Below are 17110 nucleotides of genomic sequence, written 5' to 3' on the forward strand. Positions count from 1 at the left end.
CACTGCTACAGTGCCCGAGCTAATGAAGCAGGACACTTGGCAGCCGTGCACGAGATTAGAAAGGCGATTTCCTGCATGCCCCTTTCCAGCAACCTCCCCGACATCGACATCCCGGAGACCTCACTCTTTGAGTTCCTCTTCGGAGAAATTTCGCCACGTCACCAGGACAAGCTTGCAATCGTTGACTCAGGCTCCGAGGTCACCTTCGGTGATCTGAAGGCCAGCATTGAAAAGTTCGCGGGTGCGCTGGCAGCACGTGGGATTAAGAAGGGCGATGTGGTGGCACTCCACTGCCCCAACTCGACAACTTTCGCCGTCGCCCTTCACGGTGTCCTGCGCGCGGGGGCTGTCTGCACGACCGTTGCATCGCTGGCAACTGCCGAGGACGTTGAAAAGCAGCTGCGTATCTCTGACGCCAAGATGATGCTGACGACTTCGTCGATTGGCTGGGCCGGTGCTAACGGCGCTGAGGCCGCTGGCCTCCCGGAAGAGATGATTATCGGCCTGACGGGTCTCCACGGCATGGGCGAGCTGCTTGCGGAAGGCCACGCTGCCCCGGACGTAGTAGTTTCGCCCGACGATGTTGCTGTGATTCCTTTCTCTTCTGGTACCACTGGTGTACCGAAGGGCGTCCAGCTCACTCACCGCAACTTGGTGGCCAACGTCGCTCAGGCGGGTGGAGCTACAGTCAACGCGCTGACCGAGGACACCCCGGCTGTCACAATCCTGCCGTTTTTCCACATTTACGGCCTGACTGCGCTGCTGAATCTGTGCCTGTGGCGCCGCACGACGCAGTACACCATGGGCAAGTTCGACCTCGTCGATTTCCTGTCCATCATCGCCGAGAACAAGGTGAAGTTCGCGTTCATCGCACCGCCTGTAGCTGTGGGCCTGGCCAAGCACCCAGCTGTCGATTCCTTTGACCTGTCCAGCCTGGAGACAATCTTCTCGGGTGCCGCTTCTCTCCAACTTGACCTCGCGGAACAGGTGGAAAAGCGCCTTGACTGCGTGGTCGCACAGGGCTTCGGCATGACCGAGTCCTCGCCAGCAGCCCACATCCGCATCGGCCACGATAGTCCGCTGGACTCGATCGGTCGCGCAGTCCCCAACACTCAGTACAAGATTGTCAACCTCGACTCCGACAGCTTTGAGGAAATCCCGGTTCCCGCCGAGGGGCGCTCGGAGGCAGGTGAGCTATGGATTCATGGTCCACAGGTGATGAAGGGCTACCTCAACAACCCGAAGGCGACGGCAGAGACGCTTGTCGACGGTTGGCTGCGTACCGGCGACGTTGCGGAACTCGACGAACACGGGAATGTGTACATCGTCGACCGCTTCAAGGAACTGATTAAGTACAAGGGCTACCAAGTTCCACCGGCTGAGCTCGAGTCCGTGCTGCTCAGCCACCCGGATATTGCCGATGCCGCCTGCAGTGGTGTCGTTCGCTCCGACGGCGAGGAGATTCCTAAGGCCTACGTCGTCCTCAAGGCGGGCAAGCAGGTGACTGAAGACGAGATTATGGACTACGTCGCCGACCGCGTCGCACCGTACAAGAAGGTGCGAGCAGTCGAGTTCATGGATGAAATCCCGAAGTCGGCGACGGGCAAAATCCTGCGCAAGGACCTCAAGGCCATGGAGGCAGCACGCGCTCAGTCGTGAGTTACTGCCCCAGGGGTCACAGCGACAGTCACTGAACCGGGAGCAATCTCGGTAAACCCGGCATCCTGAACCTCGACCGCGCGAAGCTCTGGCGCTGGCCACTGCTCCCGCGGTACTTCTTTCACATCCAGCGCGTAGCCACTTTGTGCCCACGCCCAGGCATCCTCAACCGACAGGGTGGCCGCATAGAGCATCGACCCGTGTCCAACCTGCGCGGCCACCTTTCCTACGGACATATTCAGGTTTTTGTCCACCCAAATCACTGGCGGAGCAAAGGTATCAGCGCTCCCATGGCCGCCCGAGTTGTCGGAAGATGCGTTCTCCGGGTCGTCGTAAGGCAAATCGGTGCCGGAAATTTGTAGTTTGGCAATCTCCGGATAGGTTTCGTCGACAGGAGTTGGCACTAGTGCGCGAGCTTGCGCGCCGTCGACCTCCATGGTGACGCCCGGTGCAAGCTGAGCGCGTTGCCAGCCGATATTGCGAGCGCGACGTGTGAGCTTGCGGATGCGCGCCCCATACCAAGACGCCAGACCTTGTTGATAGGCAGAAGTGTCATCGCCTGCGCGTTCGTCCAGGCAACAAGCAACCACAGCCATCGCGGTGGCGCGGAGCAGCGCAGTGCGCGAGGGGCGTTCCTTCTTCGGAACCTCAAGCACAATAGCCATTGCCCACGGCACATCCTCACCACGATCTTCCCTATCGGGTTGTGGCAGGAGATTATGGGCGATGCGGAACCACTCCGGTACCGATGATGCGTCCGTGACAGCTGGATTCTTGTGATCCTCGCGTTGCACTACTGCTCCAACGGCACGCGGCGGAAGGTGCCATCTTCGCGGTCGGCATCGTCGATTTCATCGCGGGAAATGCCCAGCATGAACAGAATCGAGTCCATGAATGGAACGTTGACCGACGTGTCAGCGATTTCCTTCAGCGCTGGCTTGGCGTTGAAAGCAATACCAAGGCCTGCGACCGACAACATATCGATGTCATTGGCCCCATCGCCGACCGCGACGGTCTGATGCATCTGAAGCCCCGACTCTGCGGCGAACGCCTTGAGGCTGCGGGCCTTCTCCTGCCTATCGACGACATCGCCGACCACACCTCCAGTCAACTTTCCGTCCTCGACCTCAAGGGTATTGGCCTTGTAAAAGTCCAAACCGAGATCCTTTGCCAGCGGCTCCAAAATCTGGATAAAGCCACCGGAGACAGCACCACACTTGTAACCGAGGCGCTTCAGCGTGCGGATCGTGGTGCGGGCGCCTGGAGTCAGCTCGATGGAGTTAGTAACTTCCTCCAGGACGCTGACCGGCAGGCCAGCCAGAGCCTTAACTCGCTCGTGCAGTGACTCAGCGAAGTCCAGCTCACCGCGCATAGCGCGCTCTGTAACCGCTGCGACCTCCGCCTCGCGACCAGCGTGGGCGGCCAGCATCTCAATGACCTCACCGGTAATCAAGGTTGAGTCCACATCGAAGCAAATCAAGCGCTTGGAGCGGCGCTGCAAACCGGCGCGTTCAATTGCGATGTCGATGTCCTGGGCCTGTGCAAGCTCGGCCAGCGCCTTACGCAGCGGAATGCCCGCGCCCGGCTTCGGGTCCGGAATAGAGACCAGCAATTCCAGACCAGTAACTGGGTAGTCAGCAATACCGCGAATGGAATCGATGTTTGCACCGTAATCAGCAAGAGTGCGGCCGATACGGGAGATATCCTCAGCGTTGACCGGATTGCCCAACACGACAAGTGCGTGGGTAGATCCATCGCTGCGCTCAATCGGAGCATCCAGCTGGAAACTGACAGTCATGCCGTGAGGCTTCAGTGTTTCAATGAGCCCCTCACGGAGAACGCCTACCTTTTCTTCTGCGACACCAACAAGCGCACCGAGGCTCAGATTAGAGCGGAAAACCGACTGTTCCACATCCAGAATTTGAACTCCGTGGGCCGCGAGCACGCGAAAGAAAGCTGCGGAGACACCCGGGCGGTCTCGGCCAACAGCGGTAATAAGCACCGGAGCTAGTCCCGGTGCCAACGAAACCGACAGAGCATCGGTATCTACAGACTGACTGGGAGAGGTAATTACCTGTTCATTCACTAATCCAGTATCGCATGAAGCCCCGGCGAAGTGCTCATCGCATAGCGAGATTCCGCACTTCAGTGGGTGGCCAGTGGAGCCGCTAGCTCGCCCCCCCCTGCCCTCCCGCTGCCCATCCCCCAGGAAAGACTCTCAAAGACAAGACTACGGCCCCATCACGGGGAACCGTGATGGGGCCGTAGCTTCGCGTAGTTATTAACTCAGAGTTGCATCAGCCATGTAGCCACTAGCTCTTAGAGCTGACGACCAACGTGGGCCTCTGCGCGCTGACGCTCAACCATGTGCGGGTAGTGCAGCTCGAACGCCGGACGCTCCGAGCGGATGCGCGGCATCGAGGTGAAGTTGTGGCGCGGCGGCGGGCAAGAAGTAGCCCACTCGAGAGAGTTACCGTAACCCCACGGGTCATCAACAGTGACGACCTCACCGTAGCGCCAGGACTTGAAGACGTTCCAGACAAACGGGATAACGGACAGACCCAGGATGAACGCACCAACGGTGGAAATCATGTTCAGGGTAGTGAAACCGTCAGTCTCGAGGTAGTCGGCGTAACGACGTGGCATACCCTCGTTACCCAGCCAGTGCTGGACCAGGAAGGTCAGGTTGAAGCCGATGAAGGTCAGCCAGAAGTGAACCTTTGCCAGCTTCTCGTCGAGCATACGACCGGTCATCTTCGGGAACCAGAAGTAGACGCCCGAGTAGGAAGCGAAGACCAGGGTACCGAACAGGGTGTAGTGGAAGTGTGCAACGACGAAGTAGGTGTCGGAGACGTGGAAGTCCAGCGGCGGGGAAGCCAGCATAATACCGGTCAGACCACCGAACAGGAAGGTCACGATGAAGCCGAGAGCGAAGGTCATCGGAGCCTCGAAGGTCATGTGGCCACGCCACATGGTGCCCATCCAGTTGATGAACTTAACACCGGTCGGGACCGAAATCAGGAAGGTCATGAACGAGAAGAACGGAAGCAGAACGCCACCGGTCACGAACATGTGGTGTGCCCACACAGCCATGGACAGACCTGCAATAGACAGGGTTGCAAAGACCATACCTGCGTAGCCGAACAGCGGCTTACGGGAGAAGACCGGAACGACCTCGGTGATGATGCCCACGAACGGCAACAGCAGGACGTAGACCTCTGGGTGACCGAAGAACCAGAAGAGGTGCTGCCACAGCATTGCGCCACCGTTAGCCGGGTCGTAAATGTGGCCGCCCAGCTTACGGTCGTACAGAACACCAAGAGCAGCTGCAGTCAGAATCGGGAAGATCAACAGAGCCAGGATCGAGGTAACCAGGATGTTCCAGGTGAAGATCGGCATACGGAACATGGTCATGCCCGGTGCACGGAGGCACAGAACAGTAGTGGTCATGTTAATAGCGGAAGCGATGGTACCGACACCACCAACACCGACACCGACAATCCACAGGTCAGAACCGACACCCGGAGAGTGAATCGGGTCAGACAGCGGAGAGTACATGGTCCAACCGAAGTCAGCAGCACCACCCGGGGTCAGGAAGCCCGACAGCATCAGGATGCCACCAATGGTGGTCAGCCAGAAGCCGAAAGCGTTCAGGCGCGGGAAAGCCACGTCCGGAGCGCCAATCTGAAGCGGCAGAATATAGTTAGCAAAACCCCAAACGATCGGGGTACCGAACAGAAGCAACATCACCGTGCCGTGCATGGTGAACATCTGGTTGAACTGCTCGTTGGAAAGGAACTGGAGTCCTGGGGCGAAGAGCTCAGCACGGATCAGCAGAGCCATCAGACCGCCGACAAAGAAGAACGAGAAGGACATAATGATGTACATAATGCCCAGCTTCTTGTGGTCAGTCGTGGTCAGCATTTCCCACGCCCAGCTGCCCTTACGCTCATGTCCGAACGGCTGCGGCCGTTCCGGCGCTACAACGCCATGATCTGGACGAGGCGCTACTGCAGTCATTCTTCCTCCTTACTACGCGAAGATTTCCTGTAACTCACTACAGGGATTTCAAGTTTTGTCCTTGTGAGAATAGTGCAGGCGAGTACGCGACGGCGAACCCACCTACCGCTATGTGCCAGATTCTAGTCTGAACCTTGGAAAAAGTTAAGGCTAAGGGATTTTCCGGCTCACTTCCCCACTCAGCTAAGCACACTATTAGTTTCCTGAGAATTGTCTTAACCTGGGCTAACGCCTTTTTAGCAAGAACCGTCGAGGCTAGGACTACTACCCCCGTGTGTGCTGTTACCAGAGTAGGTCTCAGTGCGGAATGTTCCCTACACCTGTGCTTTTAGAAGTCCCAGTCCTCATCCTGGGTTACTTCAGCCTTACCCATAACGTAGGAAGAGCCGGAACCCGAGAAGAAGTCGTGGTTTTCGTCAGCATTCGGCGACAGGGCCGAAAGGATCGACGGCGAAACGCGAGTCTCGTCGGCCGGGAACATACCTTCATAACCCAAGTTATTCAGAGCCTTGTTGCCGTTGTAGCGCAGGAAACGCTTGACGTCCTCGGTCCAACCGAGTTCGTCGTACATCTCTTCGGTGTACTGAATCTCGTTGTCGTAGAGATCAAACATGAGATCGAAGGTGTAATCCTTCAGCTCGTCACGTTCGGCCTGGGTCAAACGCTCCAGGTTGCGCTGGTACTTGTAACCAATGTAGTAACCGTGAACTGCCTCATCACGAATAATCAGGCGAATAATGTCCGCGGTGTTGGTCAGCTTGGCGTGGCTGGACCAGTACATCGGCAGGTAGAAGCCCGAGTAGAACAGGAAGGACTCCAACAAGGTGGAAGCGACCTTCTTCTTCTGCGGATTATCACCCTCGTAGTAGTCGAGGATGATCTTGGCCTTCTTCTGCAGGTACTCATTCTCCTCGCCCCAACGGAACGCATCCTGGATTTCAGGGGTCGACGCCAGCGTCTGGAAGATCGACGAGTAACTCTTTGCGTGTACCGATTCCATAAAGGCGATATTGGTATACACAGCTTCCTCGTGCGGAGTCAGCGCATCCGGGATGAGCGATACTGCGCCAACTGTGCCCTGGATGGTGTCCAGCATGGTCAGACCAGTGAACACTCGCATCGTGGTGCGCTGCTCCAGTGCGTTGAGCGTATTCCAGCTCTTGATGTCATTCGACAGCGGCACCTTTTCCGGCAACCAGAAGTTACCGGTCAGACGATCCCAAACCTCGAGATCCTTGTCATCAGGAATCGTGTTCCAGTCAATAGCCGCAACTGGGCATGCACGCGACTCTGGATTCTTCTCACGGTGGGCCGGAGTCGAGGGTGGGCAATCATCGAAACTCACGTGGAAACCTCTCCCTTTTTTCATTGATATTGCCGTTTTTCGAACACACCTTATATATAAGGAACGCCCTTCACTCTTTACGAGTTCAAAACAGCGGCTGCAGCGGTGGCTATTCCAGCCTTGTCCCACTACAAAACGTCAGGCTCCCGATAAAAGGAGCCACTACCCTTAGCAGCTTACCCACACTGCCCTCTTTCAGCACACCGCTGTTGGCCAACTCTCCAATGAACGCCTTTTATTTGCACCCCTCCCCGTCAGGCGCCCACGTCATACAAAGAAAAAGGTGCTTGACGACGCAACGTCCGTCGTCAAGCACCAAGCGCAAAATGTTGCACGAACCTAGGCGTGGACCTTCTCTCGGTTTTCAGCGGTGTCGTTGATGATACGGTCGGAGATGACGTACACCAGCAAACCTACGACAGCCATGAGCGCCAGCAACCAAGCGATGGTAGCGGAGACCCCCTCTGCTTCAGACTGCGCGATGGAGAGAGCGCTGAAGAAGGCCGGTCGAGAATCAACAAGCATGGCCGTTAACGCAATACCAACCGGGACGGCGATGTTGATAGTCAGATTGTAGAAACCGATTGCGACACCGGACTTGGCCGCGGGAATGCTTTGCAGTGCGGTCGCGACCAACGGCGCATACATGAGCGCGAACCCTGATGGGAACAGAATCATGGAGACGATAACCGTGGCAACACCGGCCCCCGGCAGGACTGCGGGGATGAGCAACGCCACGATGATGATGCTGATAGCTACGACAATGGCCTGCTTCGAGGGCAGGAACTTCGCAACCTTGCCAGACATTACACCGACGATGACAGCGCAGAGATAGCCCGGCGCGAGAATATAGGCAGCACCGTCGAGATTGATGCCATAGAGCTCGTCGACCATATACGGCAACAGAATGGCCGAATACCCCAACTGGACCATGTAAACCACAAGCACAACAATCAGCGCGCAAACGTAGCGGGCATTGGTAAAGAACGACGGGCTGACCACGGCGTTGTCGTGCGCCCGGATATGCCAGACAAAGAGCGCGACACCCAGCGCAGCGACCACCAGCCACCACCATTGGAACTTCTGCATGAACAGCATCACCGCAGTGGCGATGACCGCGATGAGGAACAGGCCAAAGATATCCAGGTGGCTCTTCTGCTGCTGCTCCTCCGGAACTGTCTTGATCAGGAACGGAATGGCAACTATCAAAATGAGCGAAATCAGGAACATAGCCGGCCAGGAAACGTAGGTAGCCACAATTCCCGAGGTCAACGTTCCAATCAGCAGCGCAGCTTGGAAGGCCGCGGTGGAAAAGCCGAGGTAGGTTTTCTGATCTTCTGGGCTTAGGTACTTGGTGACATAGATGACGTAGAGTGTCTCAGCCGCCGCCAGACCGGCAGTTTGAATAATGCGGGCAGTAAGCACCATTGGCCATACTCCCTGGAAGAAATAACCCAGTAGAGAGCCCACGGCGACAAAGCCGATACCGACAATCATCAATTTGCGGATACTGATACTGTCCGCCAATGCGGCATACACCACCGCCCCGATGCCAATCAAAATACCGGCGAGTGTCGCCTGCAGACTGGCCGTGGAGACACTGAGATCCAGAGATTCCGCAATCGGCTTGGTCATGAACTTAAAGCCATTGTCCAAGACCAAACAGAATACAAAGGAAAACAGCAAGACCGGGACTGCGGCCTTAGGGTTTGGCGCGGCAGCCTTGGATGCTGCGCTTTCACGGGGATTCACGTTCAAGCTGGTATTGCTGGCGGGATTGCTCATCGCACTTTACCTATTTCACACTTCAAGCCAATTGATTGCGGACCAGGACACTAGAGTCGAGCCAGCGGCAATGCCAGCTCCATCATCGTCGTGAAGGCCTTCTCACGTTCTTCCGGAGTGGTCTTTCCACCGGTGACGATGTTGTCCGACACGGTGAAGATTCCCATGGCCTCCACACCGGCCTCGGCGGCTGTGGCATAAAGGCCAGCTGATTCCATCTCCACAGCCAGCACGCCCATGCGTGCCCAACGGTCGTTCACATCATCCTGGAAGTTGTAGAAAACATCGCTGGACAAGATGTTGCCGACGTGCGTAGTGATGCCCTGCTCGCGGGCACGATCGCGAACATCTTCAATCAGACGGAAAGATGCGGACGGGGCGAATGTTCCCGGCAAGTTGTACTGCGATAGAAAACTGGAGTCAGTCGACGCCGTCTGGCCGATAACCACGTCATACAGGTCCAGCTCCGGCTGCAACGCACCGCACGAACCGACGCGAATCAGCTTCTTGCAGCCGAAAACATGGATAAGTTCCCAGGAGTACAGCGAGATAGACGGAATACCCATACCGGAGCCCATGACGGACACTTCCTGCCCCTGGTAGGTGCCGGTAAAGCCCAACATGTTGCGAACTTCGTTGAACTGAACGACATCGTCCAAATAGGTCTCCGCAATGAACTTCGCACGCAGCGGGTCACCTGGCAACAAAATGGTTTCTGCAATCGGCGCACCCTTTGGGTTGATGTGTGGAGTGCTCTTACCAGTGGTATCGGACATGGCTTCCAGCCCCTTCTCCCACTAGCCGTGGGTGAAAATTATGCGAACATTGGTGTACCACCGCCAAGGTTAATTACCTGCATTACAACCGTCAATAGTAATATTTACATTTGTTCCCAATCGGGTGGAGTGACGAAAAAGGCGCGAGAACCTCCCGTCAAAACTCGGGGAAATTCTCGCGCCTTCCATGCGCTACAGCTGAAGCATCAGATGCCTAGCCCTCAAGCACGCTTGCTTAAAGCATGCAGGATACGCAACCCTCGACCTCAGTACCCTCCAGCGCAACCTGACGCAGGCGGATGTAGTACAGAGTCTTAATACCCTTGCGCCATGCGTAAATCTGCGCACGGTTGAGGTCACGAGTGCTCACCGTGTCCTTGAAGAACAAGGTCAGCGACAGTCCCTGGTCAACATACTTGGTAGCGACCGCGTAAGTGTCAATGATCTTCTCGTAGCCGATTTCGTAGGCATCCTGGAAGTATTCACGGTTGTCATTGTCCAAGTGCGGAGCCGGGTAGTAAACGCGACCAATCTTGCCCTCCTTGCGAATCTCAATCTGAGACGCAATCGGGTGAATCGACGAAGTCGAGTTGTTGATGTAGGAAATCGAACCGGTCGGCGGCACTGCCTGCAGGTTGCGGTTGAACAGGCCGTACTCCATGACGTCGGCCTTCAGCTGCGCCCAGTCCTCAGCGTCCGGAATGTGCGCGGTGGAGTTCTCGAAGATCTCCTTGACGTGCTGAGTCTTCGGTTGAAACTCTGCCGGATCGAAGTTATCGAAGTACTTGCCGCTGGCGTAGTCGGAGTTCTCAAAGTTGACGAACTTCTGACCGCGCTCGCGAGCAATCTTGTTGGATGCGCGCAGGACAGCGTAGAGCACTGCCGCGAAGTAGGCGTTGGTAAAGTCCAGGCCCTCTTCCGAGCCGTACATAATCTTCTCGCGGCCAAGGTAGCCGTGCAGATTCATCTGCCCCAGGCCGATCGCGTGAGATCCGTCGTTGCCCTTGCGAATCGATGGCACCGAGTCAATAGAAGTCTGCTCACTGACCGCCGTCAGGCCACGGATGGCAGTCTCTACAGTGCGACCGAAGTCCGGCGAGTCCATGGTCATCGCAATGTTCAGCGAACCGAGGTTACAGGAAATATCCTCGCCCACGTGCTCGTAGGACAGGTCCGCGTTGTAGGTCGACGGGGTGTTGACCTGCAGAATCTCCGAGCAGAGGTTCGACATGTTAATGCGGCCCTCAATCGGGTTCGCGCGGTTAACCGTGTCCTCGAACATGATGTACGGGTAGCCGGACTCAAACTGAATCTCAGCGATGGTCTGGAAGAACTGACGCGCGTTAATCTTCTGCTTACGAATACGCGGGTCCTCGACCATATCCGCGTAGTTCTCGGTGATGTTAATGTCCGCGAACGGCTTACCGTAGACGCGCTCGACATCGTACGGGCTGAAGAGGTACATGTCGTCGTTACGCTTGGCCAGCTCGAACGTAATGTCCGGAATGACAACGCCGAGCGACAGCGACTTGATGCGAATCTTCTCGTCCGCGTTCTCACGCTTAGTATCCAGGAAGCGCATGATGTCCGGGTGGTGCGCGTGCAGATACACAGCGCCAGCACCCTGGCGAGCACCCAGCTGGTTAGCGTAGGAGAAGGAGTCCTCCAGCAGCTTCATAACCGGGATGACACCGGAAGACTGGTTCTCGATGTGCTTAATCGGAGCGCCCTGTTCACGCAGGTTACTCAGCAGCAGCGCTACACCACCGCCGCGCTTGGACAGCTGCAGCGAGGAGTTGATGGCGCGGCCAATGGACTCCATGTTGTCCTCAATACGCAGCAGGAAGCAGCTCACCGGCTCGCCGCGCTGGGCCTTACCAGAGTTAAGGAATGTAGGAGTAGCAGGCTGAAAGCGTCCGGCGATGATCTCATCGACCAGGTGCTGCGCGAGCCCCAAGTCACCGTCGGCAAGCGTGAGGGCAACCATGCAGACACGGTCTTCGTAGCGCTCCAAGTAACGCTTGCCGTCGAAGGTCTTCAGCGTGTATGAGGTGTAGTACTTGTAAGCACCCAGGAAAGTCTGAAAACGGAACTTGTGGGCGTAGGCCTGCTTGAACAGTGCCTTGACGTCCTCAAATTCGTACTTCTCCAGAACCTCGGCCTCGTAGTAATGGTTCTCTACCAGGTAATCGAGCTTCTCCCGCAAGTTATGGAAGAACACAGTGTTCTGATTGACATGCTGCAAGAAGAACTGCCGCGCAGCCATGCGGTCCTTATCGAACTGAATCTTGCCGTCTTCACCGTACAGATTCAGCAGCGCATTGAGCGCGTGGTAATCCAGCTTGTCCTCGCCCACCGGCTCCGCGACCTGCTTGCCCATTTCCGACACGTTGACTCCTTTAATATTCATTTGCCTGCGCAGGGTCTGTTCAAACACTGCCCAGAGCAATCCAATCTAGCTATTTTCCTCGCGCACCGCTTTACGACGGCTTCCGCGAGCGTTCCCATTCGGTTGTCCTCAGTGCCCCTTCCCTCGACACTGAGGCTAGCCAACTTAAGCGCTGGCCCTACCGTGGAAGAACTCCTCTAGCCCTTCTCGGACTCGCTGCACATCGTGGTCGGTTCCCATCAGCTCGAAGCGATATAGATATGGAACCTTGCACTTGTAGGAGATCACATCCCCTGCTTTACAGAAGTCCTCACCGAAGTTGATATTGCCGGCAGCAATCACACCTCGGATGAAAGAGCGGTTGTGCTCGTTATTAAGAAATTTAATGACCTGCGGTGGAACTGGCCTTGAGTTACCACCGCTGATGGAAGCGCCGCCACCATAAGTCGGACAAATGAGGACATAGGGCTCATCGACGATAAGCTCCGGCTCATTACGACGGATGGGAATGCGGGCATTTTTGATACCTAGCTTTTCAACAAACTTGTGTGTATTCCCCGTCGCCGAGGAGAAATACACCACCAGCATGAGAGCTTCACCCTTTACATCGCAAAACCCCCGCAATCTTCGTTTCCCGGGTGGTCAACGAAATCTGCGGGGAGGTGTGTGAATCTTAAGCTGCCTGGAGAGCCTTAATGCGGTCCGGGCGGAAACCCGACCAGGTCTCAGTGCCAGTGTCAACGACCGGCGCCTGGAGGTGACCGAGAGCCATGACGTAATCCCGAGCCTCATCATCCATGGTGATGTCGACGATATCGTAGGCAATTCCAGCCTTATCGAGGGCACGAGTGGTAGCGCGGCACTGGACACATGCAGGCTTGCTGTAAACGGTAACCATGACTCTCACAAACTTTCTGGCTTTGGGTAAGACCAATGAATCAGATCGACTTCGTACAAACAACGGAAGCGGCCGAGGAATCAGCGGATTGATTGAATGACTGAAAGCTCCCGGAGGTTCATGAGAAACCGAGTACGGGTGGCCGACAGATCCTTTTAGCTATCCTTGGCTCGACATCGAAAACACTACACTTGGTGCCTAAAAAACTCTAGTCATACTAGATGTAGTACTCACAACCATGGTATTCCCTGTTCGGAGATCTCTGGCGCACAAGATGTTGTACACAGACGCACCACAACCTTGTAATTTCACGCTAAAAATTCTAGAAAATCGTAGAAAAACAACTATCGGTGCTTTTTGGTTAACCCAATTACTGCAAGACGACCCGAGGCCGAACCCACCAATGCCAGACACCGCAGCACCCCTCCCCTCCCTGCCCGCCCCTGCCCAACTTCGGATCCAGCAGCGAACTCAAAATCACGGTCTGCACATGTGAACACGGGCTGCACATGTGAAACTGTGCGAGTCTATGACACTTTCAAGCCATTTTTCGGGCAATTTTTGCCATAACCGTAGTCAGTAACTTCCATCGCCCCACCGCCGCCAGACATAAACGCTGTCACCGCCTGAACCTACCCCTCTAAAAACCAAAAACCGCAACCTTTAGCCACAGTAAAACTGCGGCTTCAGATTGCGGTTTTGGCAATAAATGAGGAAGCTATTTGCTTCGCGCTAGCCTGAATAAGGCTTAGCCCTGGCGGGCCTTGAAGCGCGGCTCCTTCTTGTTGATCACGTAGACCTTGCCACGACGGCGCACGACCTGAGCGCCCGGCTTGTTCTTCAGCGACCGAAGGGACTTGCGGACCTTCATTCGGGCGCTCCTTTCTACTCGGCTCCGAAACGGGAATGTGCACACTGCACTCTCCCCGGACAATCACCCCAGTGACTGCCTGGCAACGCACCCTTCCTGATAATCCGAAGAATTATCAAAGAGTATGCGTTACGACACGAGTTACCATACTACCTAATAAGCGGAATAACTCCAAAAATCCGGGGAAACATGTCCTTTGACGGTCAACCCCAAGATTGCGACTCCCCACGTTGCAACTGCCTCCGCTTCCCTACTTGGCAGCGGCAATCATGTACTCGCGGACCTCGGCAAGCGTTTTACCCGAGGTCTCCGGCACCGCCTTGATGGTAAATACCAGCGCAATTGCGCCCGTGATGGCAAAGAAGAAGAACGACCACGCACCACCGACAGCATCCACCATCGGAAGAAATGCCTGCGCCACAAACCAGTTCGCAACCCAGAGCGCGAGTCCTGCCAGCCCCATCCCCAGACCACGGGCCTCTGTCGGGACGATCTCGGAAATCAGGAGCCAGGTCGCCACTGACACAGCCGCCTGCTGAAACACGATAAATACAGTCATCAGCAGTAGCGACATCATGGCACCGGTCGATGAGTTACTCGACAGACCATAGACGGGCGCCAGCACGAGCAGCGAGCTTGCACAGCCCACCAAACCGATAATCAGCATTCGCCGGCGACCAACGCGGTCAATAATGCTCATACCAATTGCACACGAAATCACCGAGGCGATACCGATGATGATGGAGGTATAGACAGAACTTTCCGTCGACAAGCCAACCTTGTTCATCATCGTCGGCGCGAAATACATAATCGCGTTCGCGCCCGTGACCTGCTGCGTCACGCCAATAAGCATCGCAATGATGACGGTGCGTCGCACCCACGGGATTTTCACGGCCCGACGCTCTGCTGCACGCTGATCGGCGCTTGACGACGCCTCACCAACGGCAACCTCAGCCAACGTCGCCTCATCTCCCTGCATCTGACGCAGCACGTCCAGCGCCTTGCCCTCCTGCCCTCGACGGACGAGATAGGCCGGTGTGTCCGGCAGAACCAGCATGCCGATGAGCAGCACGATGCCGGGGACAGCGCCGAATCCAAGCATGAGTCGCCAGTTACCGGAGGAGGCTAGGGCGGAGTTGGTGAGGAACGCCACCAGCTGACCAATCACGATCATCAGCGAGTTCAGGCTGACCAGGCGTCCACGCACATGCGGTGGTGCCATTTCGGAGATGTACATCGGTACGACGATGGAAACACCACCGATACAGACGCCAAGCAAAGTACGCGCAGCACCCAGCGAAAACGCACTAGTAGCGAAAGCACACCAGATACTGCCGATGATGAAGCCGATCGCTCCGAGCAGGATGGTGCCACGGCGCCCCAGGGAGTCCGCTACGCGACCGCCCAGGAACGCACCGATAGCCGCACCAACCAAGAGCATGGCGGTGACAGTGGATTCCTGTCCTGGAGTCAGTTCAAACGAGCGCTGGATATACAGCAGCGCGCCCGAGATGACACCGGTGTCGTAACCAAAGAGGAGGCCGCCCAGAGCGGCGATGATAGCCACGGCTATCGACCGAGTTGTGGTGGTTTCCCGGTTCGGTCCAGTCTTATTCTGTTCGGTTATACTCACGCTGGAAATCTTGCCACCGTCCGGTCAAAGACCCCCTATCCGAACAGCACTTACTCGATAAAGATGAGAGTTTTGGCACTCTTAGGGGAGGAAAATCATCCCTTTTCCCGTCCGGAACTAACGGTAGAGTGAGGCTCATGACACCAGTAGGCACACAGGCTTTCCCACACCCCCTCCAGCCGGAGATTATTAACGACCTCCACGTCCAGCCCACCATCAATGCCGCCGAGGAAATCAGCCGCCGAGTCGATTTTCTCTGCGATTATTTCCACGCTGCGCACGCCAAAGGATTCGTGCTCGGAATTTCTGGCGGTCAAGATTCCACACTGGCCGGGCGTCTAGCGCAGTTGGCCGTCGAAAAGCTTCGCGACGGCGGTGAGGATGCCACTTTCATTGCCATTCGCCTCCCCCACGGCGTGCAAGCCGATGAGGACGACGCACAGGTGGCACTGCAATTCATTCAACCTGACCAAAGGCTAACTATCGATATCGAACCGGCCACTGCCGCGATGACCACCCAGGTCACCGATGCCCTGGCCGGCAGCGCTATCAGCGATTTCAACAAGGGAAATATTAAGGCCCGCATGCGAATGATTGCCCAGTACGCAGTGGCGGGTGTTGACGGCGCTTTGGTCATCGGCACAGATCACGCCGCGGAGGCAGTCACCGGCTTCTACACCAAACACGGCGACGGCGCATGCGACCTCGTTCCGCTGCAGGGGCTGAACAAGCGCCAGGGCGCGGCCTTACTCCGTCACCTCGGCGCACCAGCCAGTACGTGGGAGAAGGTGCCGACGGCCGACTTGGAAGAAGACCGCCCTGCGCTTCCCGACGAAGTTGCACTCGGGGTGACCTATACCGCCATCGACGACTACCTCGAAGGCAAGGCCGTCTCAGATGAGGATGCCGCGCGAATCGAGCACCTCTACTCCATTTCCCGGCACAAGCGAGCCGTCCCTCCCGGGCCGGTCGATTCCTGGTGGTGCTAGGTTACTGTCCAGGGCCACCGATCCAGCACTGTCATACTGCCCAAAAACTTCCTCGCCTGCTATCGCCCACCTGAGCGGGCTGGACCAACGTCCTGGGCAGAGCAGCAAAACCTCTAAAGACAAAACCCCTTAAGAGAAGGCTTCCGCGCCAGCGTCCCAAATAGCTCCAACTGCGGCCAAGCTGTCTGCCGCACCGGCTTCAGCGCTGGGTTCCAGCACAGGTGAACCATCCTGGACGAGCTCGGCGGTCACCAAACCATGGGCGAACGCCCACATGGCCAATCCCTTAGACTCATCGCCGGCAACCTTAATGAATGCATCGCGAATCCAGGCGTCCAACGACGAAGGCGAGGCGACATTCACGAAATTTGTGCGACTCATCAGCCGGTAACCATGCGGATCGTCGAGAACTGCCTGGCGGTACGCCTGCAGCAGAGATGCCGAAGTGCATTCCTCATCAATGGCAGCATGAATACGCTTGCCCAGGTTCTCGAGGCTCTCGGTCAGCAGCAGCTGGAGGAGCTCTTCTTTGCCACTGATGTGCTTGTACAGCGATGGCGCTTTCACATCGAGCCGCGCCGCTAGGCGGCGCATGCTGATAGCACTCCAGCCCGATTCGCGCAGCATCGCGCGCGCTTCATCTACGATCTTCTGCATACGTGGGGACTGCCTGCGCACATCGGGCTGCGCTGGCACCCCATCGGTCGATTCTATGGTGCACGTCACATTTGCGACTGTAACGGGT

Annotated in this window: 14 protein-coding genes; 2 read left to right on the plus strand and 12 right to left on the minus strand. The window is 56.6% G+C overall.

Annotated features, from left to right (window positions below; all coding sequences use genetic code 11):
* Positions 1–75 precede the first annotated feature (75 nt).
* Positions 76–1659: an AMP-binding protein gene (locus CORAM0001_RS07555; RefSeq protein WP_005511169.1), complete on the plus strand. Its 1584-nt coding sequence runs from the start codon at positions 76–78 to the stop codon at positions 1657–1659.
* On the opposite strand, the gene CORAM0001_RS07560 is transcribed toward CORAM0001_RS07555, so the two are convergent.
* The 11 genes from CORAM0001_RS07560 to CORAM0001_RS07610 all read right to left on the minus strand — a co-directional run bounded on the left by CORAM0001_RS07560 (position 1650) and on the right by CORAM0001_RS07610 (position 15370).
* On the minus strand, positions 1650–2453 hold the full coding sequence (locus CORAM0001_RS07560; protein WP_005511179.1) for an aminoacyl-tRNA hydrolase: 804 nt from the start codon (positions 2451–2453) through the stop codon (positions 1650–1652). The two genes, CORAM0001_RS07555 and CORAM0001_RS07560, sit on opposite strands and share 10 nt — an antisense overlap.
* Positions 2453–3745, minus strand: coding sequence for a phosphoserine phosphatase SerB (serB, locus tag CORAM0001_RS07565; protein WP_005511219.1), 1293 nt, complete (start codon positions 3743–3745; stop codon positions 2453–2455). The genes CORAM0001_RS07560 and serB overlap by 1 nt, the downstream gene beginning before the upstream one ends.
* 233 nt (positions 3746–3978) lie before the next feature.
* Entirely contained in the window at positions 3979–5679 is a 1701-nt protein-coding gene (gene ctaD / locus CORAM0001_RS07570) for an aa3-type cytochrome oxidase subunit I (RefSeq protein WP_005511131.1), read from the minus strand.
* Positions 5680–6007: 328 nt separating this feature from the next.
* Positions 6008–7024 (minus strand): class 1b ribonucleoside-diphosphate reductase subunit beta, encoded by a 1017-nt coding sequence (gene nrdF, locus CORAM0001_RS07575; RefSeq protein ID WP_005511160.1) that lies wholly within the window; start codon positions 7022–7024, stop codon positions 6008–6010.
* A gap of 339 nt (positions 7025–7363) precedes the next feature.
* Entirely contained in the window at positions 7364–8809 is a 1446-nt protein-coding gene (locus tag CORAM0001_RS07580) for an MFS transporter (RefSeq protein ID WP_005511142.1), read from the minus strand.
* Positions 8810–8859: 50 nt separating this feature from the next.
* Entirely contained in the window at positions 8860–9585 is a 726-nt protein-coding gene (deoD, locus tag CORAM0001_RS07585) for a purine-nucleoside phosphorylase (protein ID WP_005511204.1), read from the minus strand.
* Positions 9586–9820: 235 nt separating this feature from the next.
* Positions 9821–11965 carry a class 1b ribonucleoside-diphosphate reductase subunit alpha gene (gene nrdE / locus CORAM0001_RS07590; protein ID WP_208854651.1) on the minus strand — a complete coding sequence of 715 codons (2145 nt, stop codon included), beginning with the start codon at positions 11963–11965 and terminating at the stop codon, positions 9821–9823.
* A 174-nt stretch (positions 11966–12139) separates the two neighbouring features.
* Entirely contained in the window at positions 12140–12562 is a 423-nt protein-coding gene (gene nrdI, locus CORAM0001_RS07595; protein WP_005511178.1) for a class Ib ribonucleoside-diphosphate reductase assembly flavoprotein NrdI, read from the minus strand.
* A gap of 85 nt (positions 12563–12647) precedes the next feature.
* Positions 12648–12872 (minus strand): glutaredoxin-like protein NrdH, encoded by a 225-nt coding sequence (nrdH, locus tag CORAM0001_RS07600; protein WP_005511161.1) that lies wholly within the window; start codon positions 12870–12872, stop codon positions 12648–12650.
* Between the two features lie 748 nt (positions 12873–13620).
* A complete protein-coding gene (gene ykgO / locus CORAM0001_RS07605; protein WP_005511141.1) occupies positions 13621–13743 on the minus strand; it encodes a type B 50S ribosomal protein L36 in 123 nt (40 codons plus the stop codon).
* 250 nt (positions 13744–13993) lie between these two features.
* Entirely contained in the window at positions 13994–15370 is a 1377-nt protein-coding gene (locus CORAM0001_RS07610) for a sugar porter family MFS transporter (RefSeq protein WP_050773630.1), read from the minus strand.
* A gap of 143 nt (positions 15371–15513) precedes the next feature.
* On the opposite strand from CORAM0001_RS07610, the gene nadE reads away from it, so the two are divergent.
* Complete coding sequence (gene nadE, locus CORAM0001_RS07615) at positions 15514–16365, plus strand: ammonia-dependent NAD(+) synthetase (protein WP_050773628.1); 852 nt, start codon at positions 15514–15516, stop codon at positions 16363–16365.
* A gap of 129 nt (positions 16366–16494) precedes the next feature.
* On the opposite strand, the gene CORAM0001_RS10915 is transcribed toward nadE, so the two are convergent.
* Positions 16495–17091, minus strand: coding sequence for a TetR/AcrR family transcriptional regulator (locus CORAM0001_RS10915; RefSeq protein ID WP_005511124.1), 597 nt, complete (start codon positions 17089–17091; stop codon positions 16495–16497).
* Positions 17092–17110 lie beyond the last annotated feature (19 nt).

The organism is Corynebacterium amycolatum SK46, from assembly GCF_000173655.1.
Classification (GTDB): domain Bacteria; phylum Actinomycetota; class Actinomycetes; order Mycobacteriales; family Mycobacteriaceae; genus Corynebacterium; species Corynebacterium amycolatum_A.

Bases quoted from the DNA above. Each gene is read 5' to 3' on its own strand.
- nrdH (WP_005511161.1), bottom strand. From the start codon at position 12,872: ATGGTTACCGTTTACAGCAAGCCTGCATGTGTCCAGTGCCGCGCTACC.
- CORAM0001_RS07555 (WP_005511169.1), top strand. From the start codon at position 76: ATGCCCCTTTCCAGCAACCTCCCCGACATCGACATCCCGGAGACCTCA.
- nrdE (WP_208854651.1), bottom strand. From the start codon at position 11,965: ATGGGCAAGCAGGTCGCGGAGCCGGTGGGCGAGGACAAGCTGGATTAC.
- ctaD (WP_005511131.1), bottom strand. From the start codon at position 5,679: ATGACTGCAGTAGCGCCTCGTCCAGATCATGGCGTTGTAGCGCCGGAA.
- nadE (WP_050773628.1), top strand. From the start codon at position 15,514: ATGACACCAGTAGGCACACAGGCTTTCCCACACCCCCTCCAGCCGGAG.
- CORAM0001_RS07580 (WP_005511142.1), bottom strand. From the start codon at position 8,809: ATGAGCAATCCCGCCAGCAATACCAGCTTGAACGTGAATCCCCGTGAA.
- nrdI (WP_005511178.1), bottom strand. From the start codon at position 12,562: ATGCTGGTGGTGTATTTCTCCTCGGCGACGGGGAATACACACAAGTTT.
- ykgO (WP_005511141.1), bottom strand. From the start codon at position 13,743: ATGAAGGTCCGCAAGTCCCTTCGGTCGCTGAAGAACAAGCCGGGCGCT.
- deoD (WP_005511204.1), bottom strand. From the start codon at position 9,585: ATGTCCGATACCACTGGTAAGAGCACTCCACACATCAACCCAAAGGGT.